Below are 19,979 nucleotides of genomic sequence, written 5' to 3' on the forward strand. Positions count from 1 at the left end.
AATCCACCATCACAAATAACTAATTATTTCACACCTAGTTTTTCTTTTGCTTTCTTAGGAAGCTCGTCTTCCTGCACTTCCTCCCAAGCTGTTACACCTTTTTTCTCTGAGTGATATACACGTATGAATGCTTCTTTACGAAGATTCTTTTGTGCCTTAAATTCTAACTCTTTTTCTTTACCTTCCTTATCAAAACCCGATAATGTATATTCATACTCCTTTCCCATCACTTTATCATCCATAGATTTTGAAACTCCCTCTTTTCCATCCGTTGTAATTTGAACATAATATTCATCCTTACCCATACGATTGATATCACACCCAACTAGTAGACTTGCAAATACAACTAAGAGGCTTAAAAGTGCCAAATATTTTTTCATATTGTTCACCTCATTGATTTTCTATGATACTGTAATCTTAATCTGTGTTCGTTTGAAGAGAAATTCAAAAACATTACGTCAACATTACATTTTCGAAAGATAACAAGATTACCTATATCAATGTTTCTAAATGAGATATTCGCTTAACCATTAAAAATTATTTAAACAATTACTTTCTTCATTTTTTTACTATTTCATAACTTGCTTCAAATTCACCCTTCGCATTTATTGCCTTTTAACGATCATCACACATGACTTAATACATTATTGAAAGAAAAAAAGCTCTGCACTATGCAGGCTTTCTTTATGATTTCACTACTAAATTATTCATAAAACTCACTATAGAATTCGCCTGGAATATACGGAAATAAGGAGATTGAACGTCGTAATATTTGTCGGTAATGATAAGAATTGAAGGAAAGAATTTAGAAGTTTTCGGTTGCCAAGATTCATTATGCCATTCTTGACTATGGAAGTATAACTCATATCTGTTTATCTTATCTTGCATTATCTTTTTACTGTACACCGACTTTTGAACTTCAATAAAGAATGGCGACCTACGCCATATAGTAAAAGCATCCGGCTCCATATATTCCTTCCCATACTTTGGTTCCACTTTGAATAACTTAGGATTTTCATAATGAACAAGTTGTTTGTATACGTCCACAATACCAAGGAAATGAGGAATTTTTTGACTAGTTTTTCTGATAGTACTGGGTTGCGGAAAATAAATGTATGGGTGCTGTAATACGTTAGCATCAACATAGCCATCTCTTCTTAATCTTTTCATAACCGTATTACAGCAGGTTATCGCATTCTTTAAGCCTTGAAAGTGCAAATCAATAATATCGTCTCGGGACATGCATCTAAATTGCTTCAAATCATTCAGAATTCCTTTATCTCTACTCTTCATCATCTAACACCCCAAATAACGGAATTTCTTCTTGCGATGAGTTCTTGAGTATCTTCTCCTCTTTAGACATTCGGTATGGTTCAACAATTTGTTTCGCCTTACTTAATTCCAAATAAGGAGCTTGCACTTTCTTTAATCCATTTCGTTTAAAAATCATTTGTCCAGATTGCTCTAAATGCTCTGAACCAGGAGTCCCCATAATATTACTATTAATCGCACTATCACATTTAAAGCCCATTCTTACAGTCATATTAAGTTTTAACTTACCATCTAACACCTTGGCATCTGGCCTCTGCATACTAAGCAAAAGAAAAACCCCCAGTGATCGCCCGACTGCTGAAATCTTTTCAATCGTAGTCATGCACTCTTTTTCATCTTTAAGCATAGCCACTTCATCAATAGCAAGTAGGATATATGGCTTTTGATGATTTGGATTTAATTTGTTGTACGCATTAATATGATCAACTTCATATTTTTCCATAAGTTTTCTTCGTTCCCTGATTTCCTTCCATAACTTTTGAAGCATTATTTTCATTTCGATTTCCTCCATACAAACTTCTTTTACATGCTTGACTTTACGTAAAAAATGAAATTCAGAGTTTTTTAAATCACCAAGATACAAATGCAACGTATTAGGAGACATATATTGAATGAGTGTGGATAGCACAACACGTACCATACTACTTTTCCCGCTTCCCGTTTCTCCTGCGATTAATAAGTGCGGTGAATTGGAACCAATCATGTCATACGCAATTATTTTTCCGTATTGGTCCCTGCCGACCACAACAGGTAAATCGTAACCTTTTAATTGTGGCTGCCATTCTCTATAACAATAAGTATACGGATTTAGCCCAGCATTCGAATGAAATACATGTAGGACAAACTTTTTCACATCCCCTTCAATCGTAATATTCCGTCCTAATATTTGTTGAAAACAAAACCACTTCTTTTCAATCTTCTGTGGATCTAATCCGTTTGGTATGGTAAATACATATCTCACGCTTTCTGCTGAAGAAGATATATTATATATCTTTGGATAAATAGGAAATTTCCCCCCACGTGTTTGATGTTCCGTATATAGACCCGCTTTTCCAAATACCTCTATAAGTTGATTCCTTAACCTTTTTATATGAAGCCAATTCTTTATCATTCTCATATACTTCCCCCTAAAACATGATTAGGATGCGAAAAAATACATATCCAATCAAACAAATTCCACCTATCCGCATGCCGTAATAAATACCTTCACTTATAAATTTAGCTGCCGATATATGGTCATGCCGCACTAAATATCTTTCTAACATGACTGCCCCTATTAAAACCGTTCCCATTACTCCTAATGCAATGTAAGTATGTAGTACCTGATCCGATACATGAAGGAATGCGAAAGGACTAAATGAATTGTATTTATGATTTTTCTTTTCTTTCTCTTCGTATGGTTGATTCATACATTCACGAAAAGAAATTGTTTCCTTCCTATTACGCATTTAAATGTCCCCCTCTATAAACAAAATGAAAAAACTAGTTAAAATATAGGGTTTATATGCCTATTACCTTGATAGCATTATCTTGACTGTTAACTTGGTAGAAACTTTGCTAGTACAAAGGCTAGTTGATTTCGCATCTAATTTGGTAATAAGTTTGCTATATACCATAGTGGCTACCTTGATACATCATATTACGTGGGGCTTGTACATTATTAACACTTTTGTTTAAAAAAATCATGCTTTGGTAAAGATGTGATTAATAGGAGATTTACGGATAGGAGTGTTCACAATGTTTGGCTTGGGGAAACCATTATCAAAGTTTGGTAAATTTTTAAGAAAGAATAATATTACTCAAACCGAATTAAAGGAATGGAGTGGAGTAAATCAAAATACAATTAGTCGTATTTCTCGTTCAAATACATTTAAGCCTTCATTAGGGAACGGCCAAAAACTAATTAGGGCCTTAAAAAGAAAAGGTTACAGCGTAGACTTTGAGGATTTCTGGATGTAATAATCAGCTCGATAAATCGAACTGATTATTTTTTATGGTTAGGAGATTACAAACTTCATTGTAATTTTCACTAATCAACTATCTAATCTAAGAGAAATAAAATAATGAAATTGATTATACACAGGAACGATTCTCTATAGTAAGGATTACACAATATTAAAACCTAATATAATATATATCTTTAATATATATAAAGAAAAAAGATAAAACTTTTATACAGAGAAAAAATCGTGTTTAAACATTGCTGTAATAAGGGTTCATAATTTCTCTAGCCGTAAAAAATCATAAAAAGTAAATACTGGGAACGTACTTAATGAGCTGGATGATGATTTAAAACTACAAAATATCGTAAAGTAGATATATATAAACTACATATAATCATCATTAAATTTATACAGGTAACTGAATAAATAATAAATGTTAATTTCGATGACTTATGAACAAAATTTCCACATTTATAAAAAACTACCCACAATTTATTAACAAAGGGGGCAAAGTTAGGAACATAATCTACTTTTTAAACAGAATTAACAGATGTTTTTCTGATTTTAAGTAGATTTAGAGGTAAAACATGATAAGAACAGTACTTAAGGCTTTATATTATACACATCAGGCTAAAATTATTAAGATATCAACAGAATACTAAAAAATATTTTCGCTTTTTTGTAGATTAAACGACGTAATTGGATTGATAATTCAGAATAAACAAATTAAAAAATGTGAATATCTCATTTTTTTTCACATGCACTGTATGTAATTGCATAAAAAATAGAGAGTTGTAATCATTAAAATTGAAAACTTACTCTCTGTTTTGTTTGAAGTAATACTCTTCACATGTTATCTCCAACACGAATAGCCCTCCACTTTTGCTTTTTTCAAAAATAGAGAGCTGTATCATTACATTGCTGGAAGCAGTTGATCAACCGTATGTGGTACTTCACTTGTTGAACGGTAATATGCTTCTAAGGACTGTAGAAACTGAATTAAATTAAAGTCTTCAGGGACTTCAATTACACGAATCTTTTCCTTCGGTAATCTATCAATTTTTTCAATGAACAGTTCACGAATATCGCTAGGGATTTGATTTCCTTTATACCCACTAGACTTTAATAGTTCGCGAATTTCAATTTCTAACGCTGTATATGCGTTAATATTTACGCCTTGTTCATAAGCGTATTTTCTAAATAGTGATTCCTCTTGATACTGCATGTAATTACGATGGTAAGCATCTAAGGTTACAGGTACAGCATATTTCGCATGAAGCAGGTCATGCGCGTTACGGAATAGCTTTTGAACATTACGTAAAGAGTATATAGCAAAATGAGTACCAAATTTAAAAATGGCCTCTTCTTGTTCATGTTTAGGTACATGGTGTGTAATTAAAGGATAAATACCAGTTTTAGCAGCTGTATCTAATACACGGTATTGAGAAGATTGCTTTAATAATTTACTTAGTGTATAAACAAGCTTTTTCGGATATCCTTCTTGTCGATCAATCATTTCACGTAAGCCACGAACTACTTGGCGAATTTGACGATGACAAGAGTGTTTTAAAACGTTAATGAATTGGTTCATATCCTTTGCAAATTCAGCAATATTCATTTCTACTAACAAGTTTTCTATGAATTTAGCTTTACGCTTATATGTATCTCGTGGTGTAAATGGGTCACGGTATTCTGCTCCTTCTTCTTTTGCGCATAAGAAATTAGGATGTACAGATAAATGCAATGTTGTATATTGCTTTTTATTCTTCTTCCCTTTTGCTAACTTGCAAATTTTAAATAAAGGAGATTCGGTAGCAGATAGTTTTGTTTCTAGTTCCTCAAGTACAGCACGAATCTGATGCGGGTATTTCTTATGTAAGTAACGATACATTCCACCAAAGTGAGTTGAATTACCTTGCTCATCAACTTTAAATAAAGAACGTTTCAGGGTAGTTTCGCGTTTCTGCTGCATTGCTACATCCATGAATAGTTTCTTAGCTGCAATGGATAACTCAAAGAATTCTTTGGTAAATACTATCGGGCTAATAAATGTATATGCATTTGCTTTATTCGTTTCTTTATTCATGAAGTCAGTTAAGGTGATTTTATATTTACCACTGTACTCATTTTCAATTGTAATGATGTTATGGAAACTTAACTTCTTCAAAGCCACATAAAATTGCGAGTGGTGAATATGTGCAAATGCTTCTTTATAATTTTTATAATCTTCCCAAAGCATATGGATCGATACATGTGAAAGCTCACCATATGTATTACATTTTTTATGAAGAAATAGAAATACTTCTAAATCAGCATTTGTAATACCATATAGCTTATGTTTTCTGCCCTCATTTTTATCAAATCCACTTACTTTATCTACAATCTTTTTCATTTTCAGTGAAAAAGATGGCTTTGCTTGTTCAACAAATCCCTCTTCATCTGCAATTCGTTCTTCATAGGACATTGAATTCACAATGTCTTCTAGATAGGTATCTTTAAAACTGTAATACTTACCTTCCAAAGCTTCTACTAACTTTTGCCACGATTTAATTGTTACAATTACCGGTGTTGTTGTTTCACCATTCAAACTACGCTTGTTCTTTATAACGAAAGGTTTTGCCATCTTTTTCACCTCCTTTTATGTTAAGTTGCAGTTTTCCCCACAATTAGATATAGAATTTCATTTTTGATTATATCAAATCGAATGCTGGTGAAATCTGTCCCTTTAAGAGGAAAAATAAAAAAATGAAACGTGCCCCAATCCCTTGGGGGACAAGGGATTGGACGTTTCATAAAAAAAAGTTTATTGCCACCATAGGGCTATGAAGTTTTTTGAATATGAAACGTAGTATGTTGTGGGGTGAATCTTACTAAACCATTGATTTTATAGGGTTTTACGCTAATTTCGTTTTAAAGTTGTAGCCATCATATAGCTATAACGTTTCATGTTTTGGATTGACTAAGAAATTGTTATAGATTTCTTATAAATACTGATATATAGGGAGTTATAACTGTTTTTAAATGAAAAGTTACAGCCATCATACCGCTATAAACGTTTCATTTCGTTTCATGTTTCCTGCCGTCATATAGCTATAACGTTTCATGTTTTTAAAACAAGTTATATTTTATTGAAAGCTGCTTTAACCCTTGGTATATATAGATTTGTTTGAAGTTTTAAAGTTAAAGTTGTAGCCATCATATAGCTATAATAATTTTATTGCGTTTTCTTTCATATTTAATGAAATGGCTTTATATCAACGTTTATTAGTAAATTACATAGAATAAATTTTTTTTAGTCGAATGATTTTCAGGATATTCTCGTTTCATTTTTTAAAAGTTGTAGCCATCATATAGCTATAACGTTTCATAAATTACGAAATTATAACCACAATATAGCTATTCATTATTATAAGTAAGAAGTAATAGCCGTGATAAGGCTATACAGTTTCAAGTAAGAAGTAATAGCCGCGATAAGGCTATGGAGTTTCAAGTAAGAAGTAATAGCCGTGATAAGGCTATATAGTTTCAAGTAAGAAGTAATAGCCGCGATAAGGCTATGGAGTTTCAAGTAAGAAGTAATAGCCGTGATAAGGCTATGCAGTTTCAAATAAGGGCCTATAGCCCCGATAAAGCTATATAGTTTCAAATAAGAGCTTATAGCCGTGATAAGGCTATGCAGTTTCAAATAAGGGCCTATAGCCCCGATAAAGCTATATAGTTTCAAATAAGAGCTTATAGCCATGATAAGGCTATGGAGTTTCAAGTAAGAAGTAATAGCCGTGATAAGGCTATATAGTTTCAAGTAAGAAGTAATAGCCGCGATAAGGCTATGGAGTTTCAAGTAAGAAGTAATAGCCGTGATAAGGCTATATAGTTTCAAGTAAGAAGTAATAGCCGCGATAAGGCTATGCAGTTTCAAGTAAGAAGTAATAGCCGTGATAAGGCTATATAGTTTCAAGTAAGAAGTAATAGCCGCGATAAGGCTATGCAGTTTCAAATAAGGGCCTATAGCCCCGATAAAGCTATATAGTTTCAAATAAGAGCTTATAGCCGTGATAAGGCTATGCAGTTTCAAATAAGGGCCTATAGCCCCGATAAAGCTATATAGTTTCAAATAAGAGCTTATAGCCATGATAAGGCTATGGAGTTTCAAGTAAGAAGTAATAGCCGTGATAAGGCTATATAGTTTCAAGTAAGAAGTAATAGCCGTGATAAGGCTATGCAGTTTCAAATAAGGGCCTATAGCCCCGATAAAGCTATATAGTTTCAAATAAGAGCCTATAGCCCCGATAAAGCTATATAGTTTCAAATAAGAGCCTATAGCCATGATAAGGCTATGCAGTTTCAAGTAAGAAGTAATAGCCGTGATAAGGCTATGCAGTTTTAAATAAGAGCTTATGGCCCCGATAAAGCTATATAGTTTCAAATAAGAGTATATAGCCATGATAAGGCTATGTAATTTTAAATAAGAAGCAGCTGGGGTATTTAAGTTGTGACTTAGAGTAACAAGTTATCTAGGCGTTAAGCAAAAAATCAGTGTGTTTAACTAATTTACTTTTAAAAATTGAAATTGTATTGTAAATTAGTGATTTTACAAATAGAAGCAGTTTTATATAATTAAAGACAAGTAAAGAGGATTTAAATAATCCAAAATAAAAGGAGTAAAAATCAACGATTGTGCGGATTATTCAGATAACATTTCGCCTTAAAGGTTATGTGGTTTTTCATCTAAATGGGAAAAATAAACGCATTTTGATTCAGTCATTCGTTTAAAGTGGAACTTCCATCAGTGGGAGTCTTATAGCCTGCGAATTGTGGGATGAAAAATGGACTAAGAATTTAATCTTAGTCCATTTCTTATTTTATATCCATTTTGTATGGAATGTACCTTCTTTATCTACTCGTTTATACGTATGCGCTCCAAAATAATCGCGCTGCGCTTGTAACAAGTTGGCAGGTAGTTTGGCAGTACGATAGCTGTCATAATAAGAAATTGCTGCTGAAAATGCAGGTATCGGAATGCCCTGTTGTACCGCCATTGAGATAATTTGGCGTAATCCACCTTGATATGACTCTACAATTTCTTTAAAGTATGGATCAAGTAAAAGGTTCGGTAGGTCAGTGTTTGTTTCATAAGCCTCTTTAATGTTCTGTAAAAAGGCAGCACGGATAATACATCCGCCTCTCCAAAGCATAGAAATGCTGCCAAAATCAAGGTTCCAATCATATTCATCAGAAGCTGCCTTCAATTGCGTGAATCCTTGTGCATAAGAACAAATTTTACTCATATATAAAGCTTGGCGCACTGCTTCAATTAATTCAGCTTTTTCAACTCCAATTGCTGTTTTATCTTTAGGACCAGATAAAACTTTGCTTGCGTTCACTCGCTCTTCTTTTAAAGCAGAAATGCAACGTGCAAATACAGATTCTGTGATAATAGGGAGAGAGATACCTAAATCAAGTGCGCTTTGGCTTGTCCATTTCCCTGTACCCTTTTGTCCTGCAGTATCAAGAATAACATCCACTAATGGCTTACCAGTTTCTTCATCTTTCTTCTTGAAGATATCGGCTGTAATCTCAATTAGATAGCTGTTCAGTTCACCTTTATTCCATTCAGCAAATATTTCATGGAACTCTTCTGCAGTCAAATCAAGTGTTTGTTTCAAGAAGAAATATGCTTCACAAATTAATTGCATATCTCCATACTCAATACCGTTGTGAACCATCTTAACATAGTGGCCTGCCCCATTAGGTCCGATATAAGAACAGCAAGGCTCGTTATTCACTTTTGCAGAGATGTTTTCAAGCATCTCCTTTACTTTTTCGTATGCATCCTTCTGTCCGCCTGGCATAATAGATGGTCCCTTCAATGCACCCTCTTCGCCGCCTGACACACCTGCACCGATGAAATTGATTCCTTCTTCGGCAAGACGTTTGTTTCGGCGGATTGTATCGACAAAGTATGTATTACCACCGTCAATTAAAATATCACCTTTATCGAGGTGAGGGACTAGAGAATCAATTGCCTTATCTGTAATTTCCCCTGCATTAACCATTAATAAAATCTTTCTTGGTGATTCAAGTGAGTTAACAAACTCTTCAACTATATGAGTACCAACTAAGTTTTTACCACGGTTTTCCTCAATGATTTCATCAACTTTTTCCTTTGAAATATCATATAGGGCAACAGAATACCCTTTGCTCTCAAAGTTAAGTGCGAGGCTTTTTCCCATAACACCCACACCAACAACTCCAATTTGTAACTTTTCCATATTCCATCGTTCCTTTCCATGTATGTTACTCTGTATTATAGTATATATACCTAAAATAACACTTTAATCAAATAATCAATCTTTTTCATTTCAATAGGCTCCACCAGTATTTGTGCAAAAGGTTATAGGGACACGGCGCATCACTATCAAGTTAAAAAATAAAGAGAAATTTTCATCCTTATTAATCAATCATGAAAAATAACCGGTTAATTATGGAAAATCACATTAAACAGCTTCCGTATCCCTTGTATTGTTTAGAAAGATCTATACAAATAAACTTAATAATAAAGTAAATCCTAATCCAGCTACAGAAACGATAGTCTCAAGTAAAGTCCATGTTGCAAATGTTTCTTTCATGCTTAAACCAAAGTACTCTTTGAACATCCAGAAACCAGCATCGTTTACGTGTGAAGCAATTAAACTACCAGCCCCTGTTGCAAGGACAACTAAAGCAAGGTTAACATCAGATTGACCTAACATCGGAATCACTAAACCGACAGTTGTTAATGCAGCAACCGTAGCAGACCCCAATGAAATACGTAAGATGGCAGCGATAATCCATGCGAGCAAGATCGGTGATAATGAAGTTCCTTTGAATAATTCGGCTACATAGTTACCAACGCCGCCATCAATTAATACTTGTTTGAAAGCGCCGCCTCCACCAATAATTAAGAGCATCATCCCAATATTCGAGATCGCTGTTGTACAAGATTCCATCACATTTTTGATTGGAATATTTCTTGCCAATCCCATTGTATAGATTGCAACTAGTAAGGATATCAACATGGCAGTATCCGCATTCCCAATAAACTCGATCGTTGCTAGTAAACTATTATCTTTGAATCCCATTGTTTTTTGCAGCAAAGTAATAATTGTAGCGACTGCCATTAAAAGAACAGGCAGTAAAGCGGTAAAAACACTGATTCCAAAGCCAGGAGTTTCTTCAAGTGTAAATACTTTCTGCTCACCTAAAGATTTGATATTACCGGTTTTTGTGAACGCATCAGGTACTAGTTTTTTTGCAAGTTTAGTAAATACAGGTCCAGCCAACACAACCGTTGGAACCGCTATCATAAAACCGTAAAGTAATACTTCACCGATGTTTGCATGCAATTCACCAGCGATAGCAGTTGGTCCTGGGTGTGGCGGTAAAAATCCGTGTGTTACAGATAAAGCTGCTGCCATTGAAATACCGAGATATAAGATAGAAACTTTTAATTCTCTTGAAATCGCAAATACAATCGGAATTAATAATACTAATCCTACTTCAAAAAATAATGCAATCCCGATAATAAATGAGGCAGTCACAACAGCCCATTGAATGTTCTTTTCACCAAATTTTTTCACAAGGGTCATGGCAATGCGTTGTGCGCCTCCAGAATCTGAAAGCAACTTACCTAACATCGCACCAAGTCCAAAAACGAGTGCTAAATGACCAAGTGTTCCCCCTAATCCCGCTTCAATGGTTTTAAAAATTTTTTCTGGTGGCATTCCAAGTGCTAAAGCAACCCCGACCGATACAATGATTAATGAAATAAAGGTATTTAATTTAAAGCGCATAATCAGTAAAAGTAATGCTAAAATCCCAATTGCTACAATGACTAATGGCATCGTAGTTCCCCCCTAATCTTAGCTGTATTTGTATTTATCCCGCTATTCGTGGGCAGTAAGGCCCCCCATCTCGAGATTTAGATAGAAACGAGGCGTGGGGGATTACTGATGAAAGTTTTACTTTACTAAATTTCTTTGATAATTTGCAATTCGTGTATAATCATCTTCTAGCGCCCTTGATAGGTTAATAAATATCGGCAGTAATTGTCTGTATTCTTTTGTTGCATCTTCTTTCGGTGTATGTTTGTAGGTATTGCCAACCATTTCGGAAACGATTTCAAAAGAATCAATTTTTCCTGTAGCATAGAGACCTAATATACATGCACCTAGACAAGAGCTTTCGTAGCTCTTTGGAACAACGACTTCAGATGCGAAAATATCGGACATCATCTGTCGCCAAACGTCAGACCTTGCGAAGCCGCCTGTTGCTTGAATACGGGTTACAGGACCATCCATGCATTCGGTTAACGCTAAGAATACAGTGTATAAATTATATATAACGCCTTCTAAAGCTGCACGAATCATATGTTCCTTCTTATGTGACATTGTTAAACCGAAGAAGGAGCCACGTACATCTGGATTCCATAATGGTGCACGTTCACCTGCGAGGTATGGATGGAATATTAATCCGTCTGCACCAGGTCTCACGCGTTCAGCTATTTTAGTTAATACATCGTATGGATCAATTCCTAGTCTTTTCGCAGTTTCTACTTCTGATGAAGCAAGTTCATCACGAATCCAACGAAGGACCATTCCGCCATTGTTTACCGGTCCACCAATTACCCAATGCTTTTCAGTTAAGGCATAACAAAATATTCTTCCTTTTTTATCTGTTTGTGGCTTGTCAATGATGGTCCGAATAGCACCACTTGTCCCAATTGTGACAGCAATCTCCCCTTTCCGAATTGCATTTACACCTAGATTAGAAAGCACCCCATCACTGGCACCAATGACAAACGGTGTTTGTGAATCGATACCAATCTTTTGGGCTAAATCTGGATTGCAGTTGCTAAATATTTGGGTGGTTGGTACGAGTTCAGATAATTGAGCTGGTGTTATACCAGCAATTTTTAAAGCTTCCTCATCCCAATCTAGTGTTTTTAAGTCCATCATACCCATGCACGAGGCGATGGAATGATCAACAACATATTGATCAAAGAATTGTTTGAAGATATATTCTTTGATTCCAATATATTTTTTCGTTCTAATAGCAATTTCCGGATGATCATTCACAATCCATGTAATTTTACTTAATGGTGACATTGGGTGAATAGGTGTTCCTGTTCGTCTATAAACTTCATGGCCATTCAGTTCATCTTTGATTTTATGTGCCCATGCCTCACTACGATTATCTGCCCAAGTGATACAAGGTGTCAGCGGATGATCATTTTCATCCATAGCTATGACACTATGCATAGCACTGCTAAATGAAATAAACGATGGTTTTTTATCTGAATGCTGTTTCGTTATATTTGATATTGCTTGTAAAACAGCTTGGAAAATCTCTTCTGGATCTTGTTCCGCTGTGGATATATCCGGTGTGCGAAGTGGATAACCAATATTCTCAGTTTGAATGACTTCGCCTTTTTCAGTAAATAAAACTGCTTTCGTACTTGTTGTACCGATATCAATACCTAACATATAGCTACTCATGTCCTTGCTCTACTCCTTTAGATAACATTTGTTGTGACATCCAGAAATCTTCAACTTTCCCTTGAACATCATCAAAGTTTTGATGTAAGGCCTCAATCATGAGGGCTCGATCTTTTGATTCGATTGCTTTTATATAAAGCTCATGATTTTTAATAACCCGTTCAAAGTCTTCGTACTTTTCCTTGAAACGAGTACGCATTGATAAAAGGATTAAGCTTTCCATAACAGGCTTTAAATTATTCCAGATCATCAGGATGTAGGAATGCTCAATGGTTCGAATAATCGTTTCATGGAATAAGAGATCTTGATAAGAAAACTCATCAGAATCATGATATTTAATGGCGATTTTCATCATTTCCATTATTTTATTTAGTTCTCTTACTAAATCATTTGTGTCCATCTTTACAAGTCGCTCAAAGATAAACTTTTCTATAAGTAAACGAACATCATATATTTCTTCGATTTCTTTCTCGGTTAAACCAATGACAACTGCGCCCATTCTTTCTAAGCGAATAATATTTTCAGAAGCTAGTACTTTTAATGCTTCACGAACAGGTGACCGACTTACAGAAAAATCGGCAGCTAATTTATTTTCCGACAGGATGGTACCGCTTTCAATTTCACCTGCAATAATGCGCATTCTCAGTTCGCTCGCAACACGATCACCTGTAGAAGCTTTTGAAAGCCATTTTTCAGGATAAAGAAATTCCATTGATTTCGCCATAAATTCACCTCATGTTAATCAAGTATACTTGTATACAAGTATTATAACTCGGATTTTTAATTATGCAAGCGCTTTTATTGTTTGCTTTGGTTCTTTTAGAGGAAAGCCCCATAATTATTAAGCTAACAAATCGAATCGCCCCAAAAACTATTATTGTTGATGAAGAAGATTTAGGGAATGGAAAACTGAAGAATAAGATATCCAAGGACTTACATCAACATATTTACCACTCGGGTTTACAACTTTTTGAATCAAAAATATAGATGTTAAAAATGTAACAGTAACTGAATTTGAGCATAAAAAACTTTTAAAAATTGGAATTGTATTGTAAAGTATTGATTTTACAAATAGAAGCAGTTTTATATAATTAAAGACAAGTAAAGAGAATTTCAATGATTCACAGTAAAACGTGTAAAAAAACAACGATTATGTAGATTATTCAGACAACATTTCAACTTAAAGGTTATATAGCCATCATATAGCTATGGCGTTTCACATTTTTAAGATTCAAATTATATTTGTAATTAACATTGTTAGGAGGTATTTAAATATGGAGAAAGTGTTAGCATTGTTTAGTGATGCCCTCCTACTTGCTGCTCCAATTTATGAAGAAAACAAGCAGTTATGGGCCAAATGGAATAAATATTATAAAGAAGTACAAGAGAATCACGATAAATTAGTAACATCAGCTAATATGTCCCCTTCCTTTTCGACACTTGTTTCTTGGTTAGGTCAGAAACAAGAGCAAGGAATATCGTTGTTAAACATTTATGCCAATCTGAATAAATATAAAATTGAGATTCAAAATGTACTAGATAAGATCATTGAACAAGAATTCGAAGAAAAAGTTGAAGCAGTTGAACCAACTCAAATTTCAATTTTTGAAGATAGTCAGGTAACAGAACATATAGAAGATATATCGGATGATTACTATCCTGTAACCAATGACGCAATGTACTATCAATTACGTGATGGAATAGCAAAAAATCATTTTGAGGAAGATGAAGCAGTAGCAAAACCGGTATTACCATTAGAAACGAAAAATTCAAGTGGAGTTGCACAACTATCCTCACATAAGGATGAGGATTTGAGACTTGTTAACACAAACGAAGCAGAGAGATGGTCCATATTGGTCGATGGAGTAATTAGTAATATGGATGACCTTACAGCAGATTGTTTGGATACCATTACAATCCAGTGGTTAAATCAAGCTAAATCACCAGATGAATTTATAGATTTTAGTTATGAAAATGTATTAGAAATGTGCAATATGCCAAAAGCATCTGCAAATGGTGTAGAGTATTATCGAGCAGAAGATAAGATAAAAATAGCACAACGTATAGCAGCTTTAGCTAGTATCTTTATTTATTTGAATGATGATAATGAAGTTGTAGTACTGAATGATCAAGCAGAAACGGGGCAGCAATTCGAAGTAAAACGTGAAGTCATTAAAAGGCTATTCGTACTCGATTCAGTAGTGTTATGGAGAGATAAGAATACTAATGAATATATGGGCATAGAATCCTGTAAGATTAAACCAGGTAGTTTCTTATCAGGCTATTTGTATGGCTCTAATAGTACAACTGCTTTATTATCGAAAAAAGCACTAGAGTATAATAGCTATAGACATAAGTTTCATAAACGTTTAATTCGTTATTTATCATGGCAGTGGAGGATTCGTCAGCAATACAGTACTTTAAAAAGACCATACTCCATTGGTGGAGAAAAAGGTTTACTATCTGTAATGGGTATCAAAACTACGAATGGACGTCCACATCGAATTCGAGAACAACTAGAAAATGTTTTAATTGACTTAGAAAAGGAAAATGTCATTTCACATTGGGCATATGCAGAAGAATTGGATGAAACAAAAATAGGAGAACGCAATTGGTTTAAGAATTACTTTGAAAAGTTGGGAATCATTATTTTACCTCCAAAAGAATTAATGAATAATATAGATAGTATGGTGAAGAAAAAGACAATAGATACGCAAGAGAAGCAAGAGGAGCGTTATATTGCAGATACAGTAAAACAACCTACTGTAGGATCAGAGGATATGATTCGAGAGAAAATTATGCATCAACATATGCATCAAAATAAAACAATGCGTGAGATAGCAGATGAAATAGGACTATCCCCTGCTACGCTATCAAGATTCTGTAATAAAAAAATGAAGCGTATTTCAAAAAGCGTTAATGAAAAACTGAACAAGTGGTATGAGAGACAAATGATTATAGAGTCTATGTAAAAAGAAGCAGATACCTTTACAGAGGTACCTGCTTCTTTTTAGTTTGTTCATATTCTGCTGTTGCTTTGAAATAAACTTTGATTGAAAATATCTCACAGACTCGTACTTTATGGTAAACAAGGAGAATTCATTTTGAAAAAAGATTGATCAAAATGAATTCTTATCTAACAAATTTAAGTTTCGATTTTATAAAAAGTTTGATTATTTTCTATCTTTATTTTTCAACAAACGTGCCCATTTCTTAAACAACATGCATCGTATTATAATTTAGACATATAGACAAAACCCTAAATTACGAAGTGTCTTGTAGCTCTTTGGATATCTATTCGCGATATTGTGTTCATACACTACCGATGGATACGTTTCCGGATAAATTCTCAAGAATGTCATGTAACCTCTCAGCAAACTCTTTATGATGCACTGTGTTATAGCCCACATGATGTCCTGGAAACTCTGTGAATTCTGTTCCGAGGTGTTCTGCTAAGTTGAATGCGCAATGGTAAGGAAAGGATTCTCGTGAAATACTTCCACCGGCTGGACGTACCTGTATTAATGCAGGTTTTAATGGGTGCTTTAATGCATCGATGTTTAAAGTATAGCTGAGAATTCCCGGGATTTCATACTCAGTGAAATAAATCGAATTGCCGAGTAGTCGCTCTGTTAGCATATCCTTCGATGGTCCGGAATTGCTATCATCAATATTTGACAATAACTTCATGACCTCACTTTGATGATTTCCTTTAAGGTCTTCCATGAAATTTATAGCCTGCTTCAACTCATTTTCAGGTAAAAGTTGTAATAAAACCGGTTCGTGTGGGATTAGTAACTGTACCTGCTCAGGATGGCGTATGCACAAATCAAGTCCGATGACAGCACCTGAACTACTTCCGAATACATAAGCCGGTTCATTGGTCAGATTGGCTAGCAGCCGGTGAGCGTCTTCGCTATGTGTGTGCACATGGTAATCCTCAGTTTTATTGACGAGATTGCTACGGGAATGACCACGACGATCGTAAGTAACAACGGTATACCATTTAGCAAGATGGTCGGCGATATTATGGAACTTGTCGGCATCACCACCCCCACCATGAATCAAAAGAAGAATTGGACCCGAGCCACGCACCTCATAATAGATGCTTGCTCCAAGTACTTGCAATGTTCCGTTTTTTACTATACTCATTTGTACATTCTTCCTTTCTTTTGTCATCTCCCTTAACATTACATGGTTGCTGAATGATATAAAATGCAGGAAATAACTAAGAAACAAATTCACCATAATAAAAAGCAAGGAGCATCATTTCACCTGTGCTTCCTTTTTATTCATTTAGAGTAGACAATTTTTTGATTGTTTCAATGGAGAGATGATATTCATCAGCTATTTGATTAATCGTTCTACCGTTTAATAGAAGCATTTCTTTCATCGATCAGCTTTCTTGTTCCAGAATGTGTACCCCATCTCTGATGAGAGGTTTTAGATTTAGGAATATATATTGTTTCTTCTTGAACATACTTCTGAATTTCTAATATCAGCTTTTTAGGTAAAATAGCTGTTGCTTTTAAATAGCGCTTCTGCCAGCCCCATATCTGCCTGTATTAATCCATAAACGCGCTCAATTGCTCGGTGGATATCATGTGTACATTTGCACATAATAAGATTGTTAAATGTTAAAGTCAGGAGGGTTTGTATGCAACATAATAAAAAAGCTATAGAAAAGTCTAGTTCTATTATGAAACTAAATTTTGCAGAAACTGATGCGAAAAAAGTGAAACAACAAATTCAAAATGATGTAAGAGAAGGATAAGGAGCAATGACTTCCCGAGAAGCAGGTGCAATGCGGGATTAATAAAACCACTCCTTACTGTTATTTTATTTTTCTAGTGAAATTTTAACCAGTAAGGAGCTATTCCTTAATCTGCTTTTGGTTCTTAAAAAGTCATTTTTTACTCCGAAATAACGTTTATTTCATGGAAGTATCTCAATTAAAGATAATCTAATTCTCGTCTGACTTTTCCAAAAGAAAGTTTAAATTGTCGTGATATAAACAATTCCAAAATTGTCTATTGTAGTCATCATCATTTATTAATACGTTAGTATCAAACTCCGCTAATTTGTTCTTTAATTCATAAAAATTGTTTGTTAGATCGTGACTTTTGTCGTGTTCCTGCTCTATTAGTTGAACCCAAAACTTTTTAAAGTAATTGAAGCAGCAATACATTTTCTCTATAGAAGAATTGACAAAATATCTTTCTACTTTTTCTGTAATTTCATGTTCTAGCTCATATATTTCTCCTGTGGGTTGGTAGATAGTAATTAGATTACCTGAATCCATATTACTCCCAATAACAAGGTATCGTTTAAACTTCTCTAAACTTGTTAAAAACGCTTCTGTATATTCTTTATCCAATATCGATAAAGAAAAATCATTTTGTTTTGTCCATTCCACTACATCTAAAAGAAAACCATTTGAATAGGTGTAAAATTCTACATTGAGACATTCGAATTCGTTTTCTTTGATTTGATGATTAAGTAAAAAGTGTATACTATCAATGGGCAAATTTAATTTGGCTATTTCCAATGTCATTCCTCCAACCCTTAATCTTTCATCCATTTTCTCCTTCTACACAAACTCAATTAAATTTTAGCATAAAGAAATTGTCTCCTTGGGGAAAGTTACATATGAAATAATAAAAAGGTATGAGTTTACGACCCACACCTTTTTACTAGTAGAAATATTCGTTATATGCTTAGTATAGCAATCACGATTAATGTCACCTTCGATATATTGACTGAGTTTATCCTTAATTGCCGTACTTTCTGGAGTTACTTCTGCTACTTTACGATTGTGAAGATGAGAGCCACCTTCCATTTTATCTAAAGGTAATGTATTTTCATCATCTTGAGGAACAGTAGCAGCCATTTGTCATAATCATTGCATTGTTAAGTTAGATGTTGTATTTTTACCATTGATTTCTGCAGTTCGTTGAATTTCATGTTCCTGCTGATTATGGGTTACTGTCGATGTGTAAGCAGGCTCTCTATATTTTGTGGTGTATGCTTCGCCCTTGGCACTTCTATTGGAGTTTCAGTAATAACGGGTGCTTTGTTGTTAAGTTCAATAGGTTCTCTATGTTTACTTGTATCTGGTCCATTTTCTTTCTGAACAGCCATTACTTCATTACTTTTTGCGGATTCTGTTGTATTAGAAATAGCAATTGATGCTGTAGTACCTTCCTTTTCTAGCTTAGGAGCAGAATTCCTTGAGTAATTTTGCACAGACTGATTATTTGTTAACTCCCCTTCATTGTCAGTATCATCTTCATTAGTAATATCATCATAAACAAGTTTGTTCCTAACGGGATATCCATGAATCTTTGGTCATGTTCAATTGTTAATTGATTAATTGTTTGTGCAATGACAATTAAAGAAACTAAATATATTATTTTATTTAAAGCTGTATACAAGATTTATTTAGTACATCTATGTTTATAGTTTAGCTGAATTTAATCGCTTTATGGCTTTATATGTGAGTTATAGTGATTATATTGATATGAAATTGACAAGTTATACTGACAAATTTATAGAACTTAATTTCAAAGAAAACCAAATGAATCACAATTTTATGTGTTATTTCTGCAAATCTCAGAAATAACTATGGAATTAATAAAAGAAATAACGAAATATAACATGACATTGACATCCCCTTACCTTTCTGTAGACAATCAACAGAAAAATGGGTTATTAAAAAAGAAGCGGAATCATAAAAATCTGTTTAATAAACTAAGTGTTTTATATAAAACTATATAGTTAAAAGAGTAATACTTAAGAGGTATTACTCTTTTTTTATAGGGATATATACACGTTTTATTTATAAGTCTTTCATATAAGTCTTTCAAATAGGTCGTGTAATAATTTGTGGTGATATTCTATTGACATGAAATTAATATAAAAGCATAAAAAACCTTTAATTATAAGTGTTTATTCATACGTCTTACATGTAGTTTTTGCATACAAGACGTATGAACCTAATGACCATGATATTAGTACGTTATTTTAGGAGTAATATATATTAGAATTATAATTCTAGATAAAAATATACATAAATACTGCACTCATATTTATTATTTAATAGTTATTGTTAGTTATATGAAACCTGATATTAACATGTTTTGTTCACTTCTTATATGAACGGCTTTCA

13 protein-coding genes and 3 pseudogenes are annotated in these 19,979 nt (G+C 33.9%); 3 read left to right on the top strand and 13 right to left on the bottom strand.

Features of this window, described 5'->3' with window-relative positions; all coding sequences use genetic code 11:
* Nucleotides 1–23: 23 nt before the first annotated feature.
* The 4 genes from MHI26_RS28610 to MHI26_RS28625 all read right to left on the bottom strand — a co-directional run bounded on the left by MHI26_RS28610 (nt 24) and on the right by MHI26_RS28625 (nt 2,780).
* A complete protein-coding gene (locus tag MHI26_RS28610; RefSeq protein WP_061668073.1) occupies nt 24–380 on the bottom strand; it encodes a YxeA family protein in 357 nt (118 codons plus the stop codon).
* A 304-nt stretch (nt 381–684) separates the two neighbouring features.
* Nucleotides 685–1,260 carry a replication-relaxation family protein gene (locus tag MHI26_RS28615; RefSeq protein ID WP_061668078.1) on the bottom strand — a complete coding sequence of 192 codons (576 nt, stop codon included), beginning with the start codon at nt 1,258–1,260 and terminating at the stop codon, nt 685–687.
* Between the two features lie 22 nt (nt 1,261–1,282).
* A complete protein-coding gene (locus tag MHI26_RS28620; RefSeq protein ID WP_061668074.1) occupies nt 1,283–2,449 on the bottom strand; it encodes an FtsK/SpoIIIE domain-containing protein in 1,167 nt (388 codons plus the stop codon).
* A gap of 10 nt (nt 2,450–2,459) precedes the next feature.
* A complete protein-coding gene (locus tag MHI26_RS28625; RefSeq protein WP_061668075.1) occupies nt 2,460–2,780 on the bottom strand; it encodes a hypothetical protein in 321 nt (106 codons plus the stop codon).
* Nucleotides 2,781–3,069: 289 nt separating this feature from the next.
* Here MHI26_RS28625 and MHI26_RS28630 point away from each other — a divergent pair, with 289 nt between their 5' ends.
* Entirely contained in the window at nt 3,070–3,291 is a 222-nt protein-coding gene (locus MHI26_RS28630; protein ID WP_061668076.1) for a helix-turn-helix domain-containing protein, read from the top strand.
* An 897-nt stretch (nt 3,292–4,188) separates the two neighbouring features.
* On the opposite strand, the gene MHI26_RS28635 is transcribed toward MHI26_RS28630, so the two are convergent.
* The 5 genes from MHI26_RS28635 to gntR form a co-directional block, all read right to left on the bottom strand.
* Nucleotides 4,189–5,898, bottom strand: a complete 1,710-nt coding sequence (locus MHI26_RS28635; protein WP_061668077.1) for a hypothetical protein — start codon at nt 5,896–5,898, stop codon at nt 4,189–4,191.
* A gap of 2,239 nt (nt 5,899–8,137) precedes the next feature.
* A complete protein-coding gene (gndA, locus tag MHI26_RS28640; RefSeq protein WP_061667512.1) occupies nt 8,138–9,547 on the bottom strand; it encodes an NADP-dependent phosphogluconate dehydrogenase in 1,410 nt (469 codons plus the stop codon).
* A 264-nt stretch (nt 9,548–9,811) separates the two neighbouring features.
* A complete protein-coding gene (gene gntP / locus MHI26_RS28645) occupies nt 9,812–11,158 on the bottom strand; it encodes a gluconate permease GntP (protein ID WP_061667513.1) in 1,347 nt (448 codons plus the stop codon).
* A 117-nt stretch (nt 11,159–11,275) separates the two neighbouring features.
* On the bottom strand, nt 11,276–12,811 hold the full coding sequence (gene gntK, locus MHI26_RS28650; RefSeq protein ID WP_061667514.1) for a gluconokinase: 1,536 nt from the start codon (nt 12,809–12,811) through the stop codon (nt 11,276–11,278).
* Nucleotides 12,804–13,535, bottom strand: coding sequence for a gluconate operon transcriptional repressor GntR (gene gntR, locus MHI26_RS28655; RefSeq protein WP_061667515.1), 732 nt, complete (start codon nt 13,533–13,535; stop codon nt 12,804–12,806). Before gntR ends, gntK begins: the two co-directional genes overlap by 8 nt.
* Before the next feature lie 550 nt (nt 13,536–14,085).
* On the opposite strand from gntR, the gene MHI26_RS28660 reads away from it, so the two are divergent.
* Nucleotides 14,086–15,783 (top strand): helix-turn-helix domain-containing protein, encoded by a 1,698-nt coding sequence (locus tag MHI26_RS28660; protein WP_061667517.1) that lies wholly within the window; start codon nt 14,086–14,088, stop codon nt 15,781–15,783.
* Nucleotides 15,784–16,123: 340 nt separating this feature from the next.
* On the opposite strand, the gene MHI26_RS28665 is transcribed toward MHI26_RS28660, so the two are convergent.
* The 4 genes and pseudogenes from MHI26_RS28665 to MHI26_RS28680 form a co-directional block, all read right to left on the bottom strand.
* Nucleotides 16,124–16,963 (bottom strand): alpha/beta fold hydrolase, encoded by an 840-nt coding sequence (locus tag MHI26_RS28665; protein ID WP_061667518.1) that lies wholly within the window; start codon nt 16,961–16,963, stop codon nt 16,124–16,126.
* Between the two features lie 136 nt (nt 16,964–17,099).
* Nucleotides 17,100–17,367 (bottom strand): annotated as a pseudogene (locus MHI26_RS28670) (CD3324 family protein).
* A gap of 407 nt (nt 17,368–17,774) precedes the next feature.
* The gene (locus tag MHI26_RS28675) at nt 17,775–18,365 is read right to left on the bottom strand and encodes an SUKH-4 family immunity protein (protein ID WP_061667527.1); all 591 of its coding nucleotides are present in this window, start codon (nt 18,363–18,365) and stop codon (nt 17,775–17,777) included.
* 174 nt (nt 18,366–18,539) lie between these two features.
* A pseudogene (locus MHI26_RS28680) lies at nt 18,540–19,120 on the bottom strand (type IV secretory system conjugative DNA transfer family protein); the annotation flags it as partial.
* Between the two features lie 84 nt (nt 19,121–19,204).
* Here MHI26_RS28680 and MHI26_RS28685 point away from each other — a divergent pair.
* Nucleotides 19,205–19,588: pseudogene (locus MHI26_RS28685) on the top strand (hypothetical protein); the annotation flags it as partial.
* Between the last annotated feature and the right edge of the window lie 391 nt (nt 19,589–19,979).

Source organism: Bacillus sp. FSL K6-1218, assembly GCF_038006445.1.
Taxonomy (GTDB): Bacteria; Bacillota; Bacilli; order Bacillales; family Bacillaceae_G; genus Bacillus_A; species Bacillus_A thuringiensis_S.

Excerpts from the sequence above, each read along its gene's own strand:
- MHI26_RS28610 (WP_061668073.1), bottom strand. The coding sequence starts at position 380 with ATGAAAAAATATTTGGCACTTTTAAGCCTCTTAGTTGTATTTGCAAGT.
- MHI26_RS28620 (WP_061668074.1), bottom strand. The coding sequence starts at position 2,449 with ATGAGAATGATAAAGAATTGGCTTCATATAAAAAGGTTAAGGAATCAA.
- MHI26_RS28625 (WP_061668075.1), bottom strand. The coding sequence starts at position 2,780 with ATGCGTAATAGGAAGGAAACAATTTCTTTTCGTGAATGTATGAATCAA.
- MHI26_RS28630 (WP_061668076.1), top strand. The coding sequence starts at position 3,070 with ATGTTTGGCTTGGGGAAACCATTATCAAAGTTTGGTAAATTTTTAAGA.
- MHI26_RS28635 (WP_061668077.1), bottom strand. The coding sequence starts at position 5,898 with ATGGCAAAACCTTTCGTTATAAAGAACAAGCGTAGTTTGAATGGTGAA.
- gndA (WP_061667512.1), bottom strand. The coding sequence starts at position 9,547 with ATGGAAAAGTTACAAATTGGAGTTGTTGGTGTGGGTGTTATGGGAAAA.
- gntP (WP_061667513.1), bottom strand. The coding sequence starts at position 11,158 with ATGCCATTAGTCATTGTAGCAATTGGGATTTTAGCATTACTTTTACTG.
- gntK (WP_061667514.1), bottom strand. The coding sequence starts at position 12,811 with ATGAGTAGCTATATGTTAGGTATTGATATCGGTACAACAAGTACGAAA.
- gntR (WP_061667515.1), bottom strand. The coding sequence starts at position 13,535 with ATGGCGAAATCAATGGAATTTCTTTATCCTGAAAAATGGCTTTCAAAA.
- MHI26_RS28660 (WP_061667517.1), top strand. The coding sequence starts at position 14,086 with ATGGAGAAAGTGTTAGCATTGTTTAGTGATGCCCTCCTACTTGCTGCT.
- MHI26_RS28665 (WP_061667518.1), bottom strand. The coding sequence starts at position 16,963 with ATGAGTATAGTAAAAAACGGAACATTGCAAGTACTTGGAGCAAGCATC.
- MHI26_RS28675 (WP_061667527.1), bottom strand. The coding sequence starts at position 18,365 with ATGACATTGGAAATAGCCAAATTAAATTTGCCCATTGATAGTATACAC.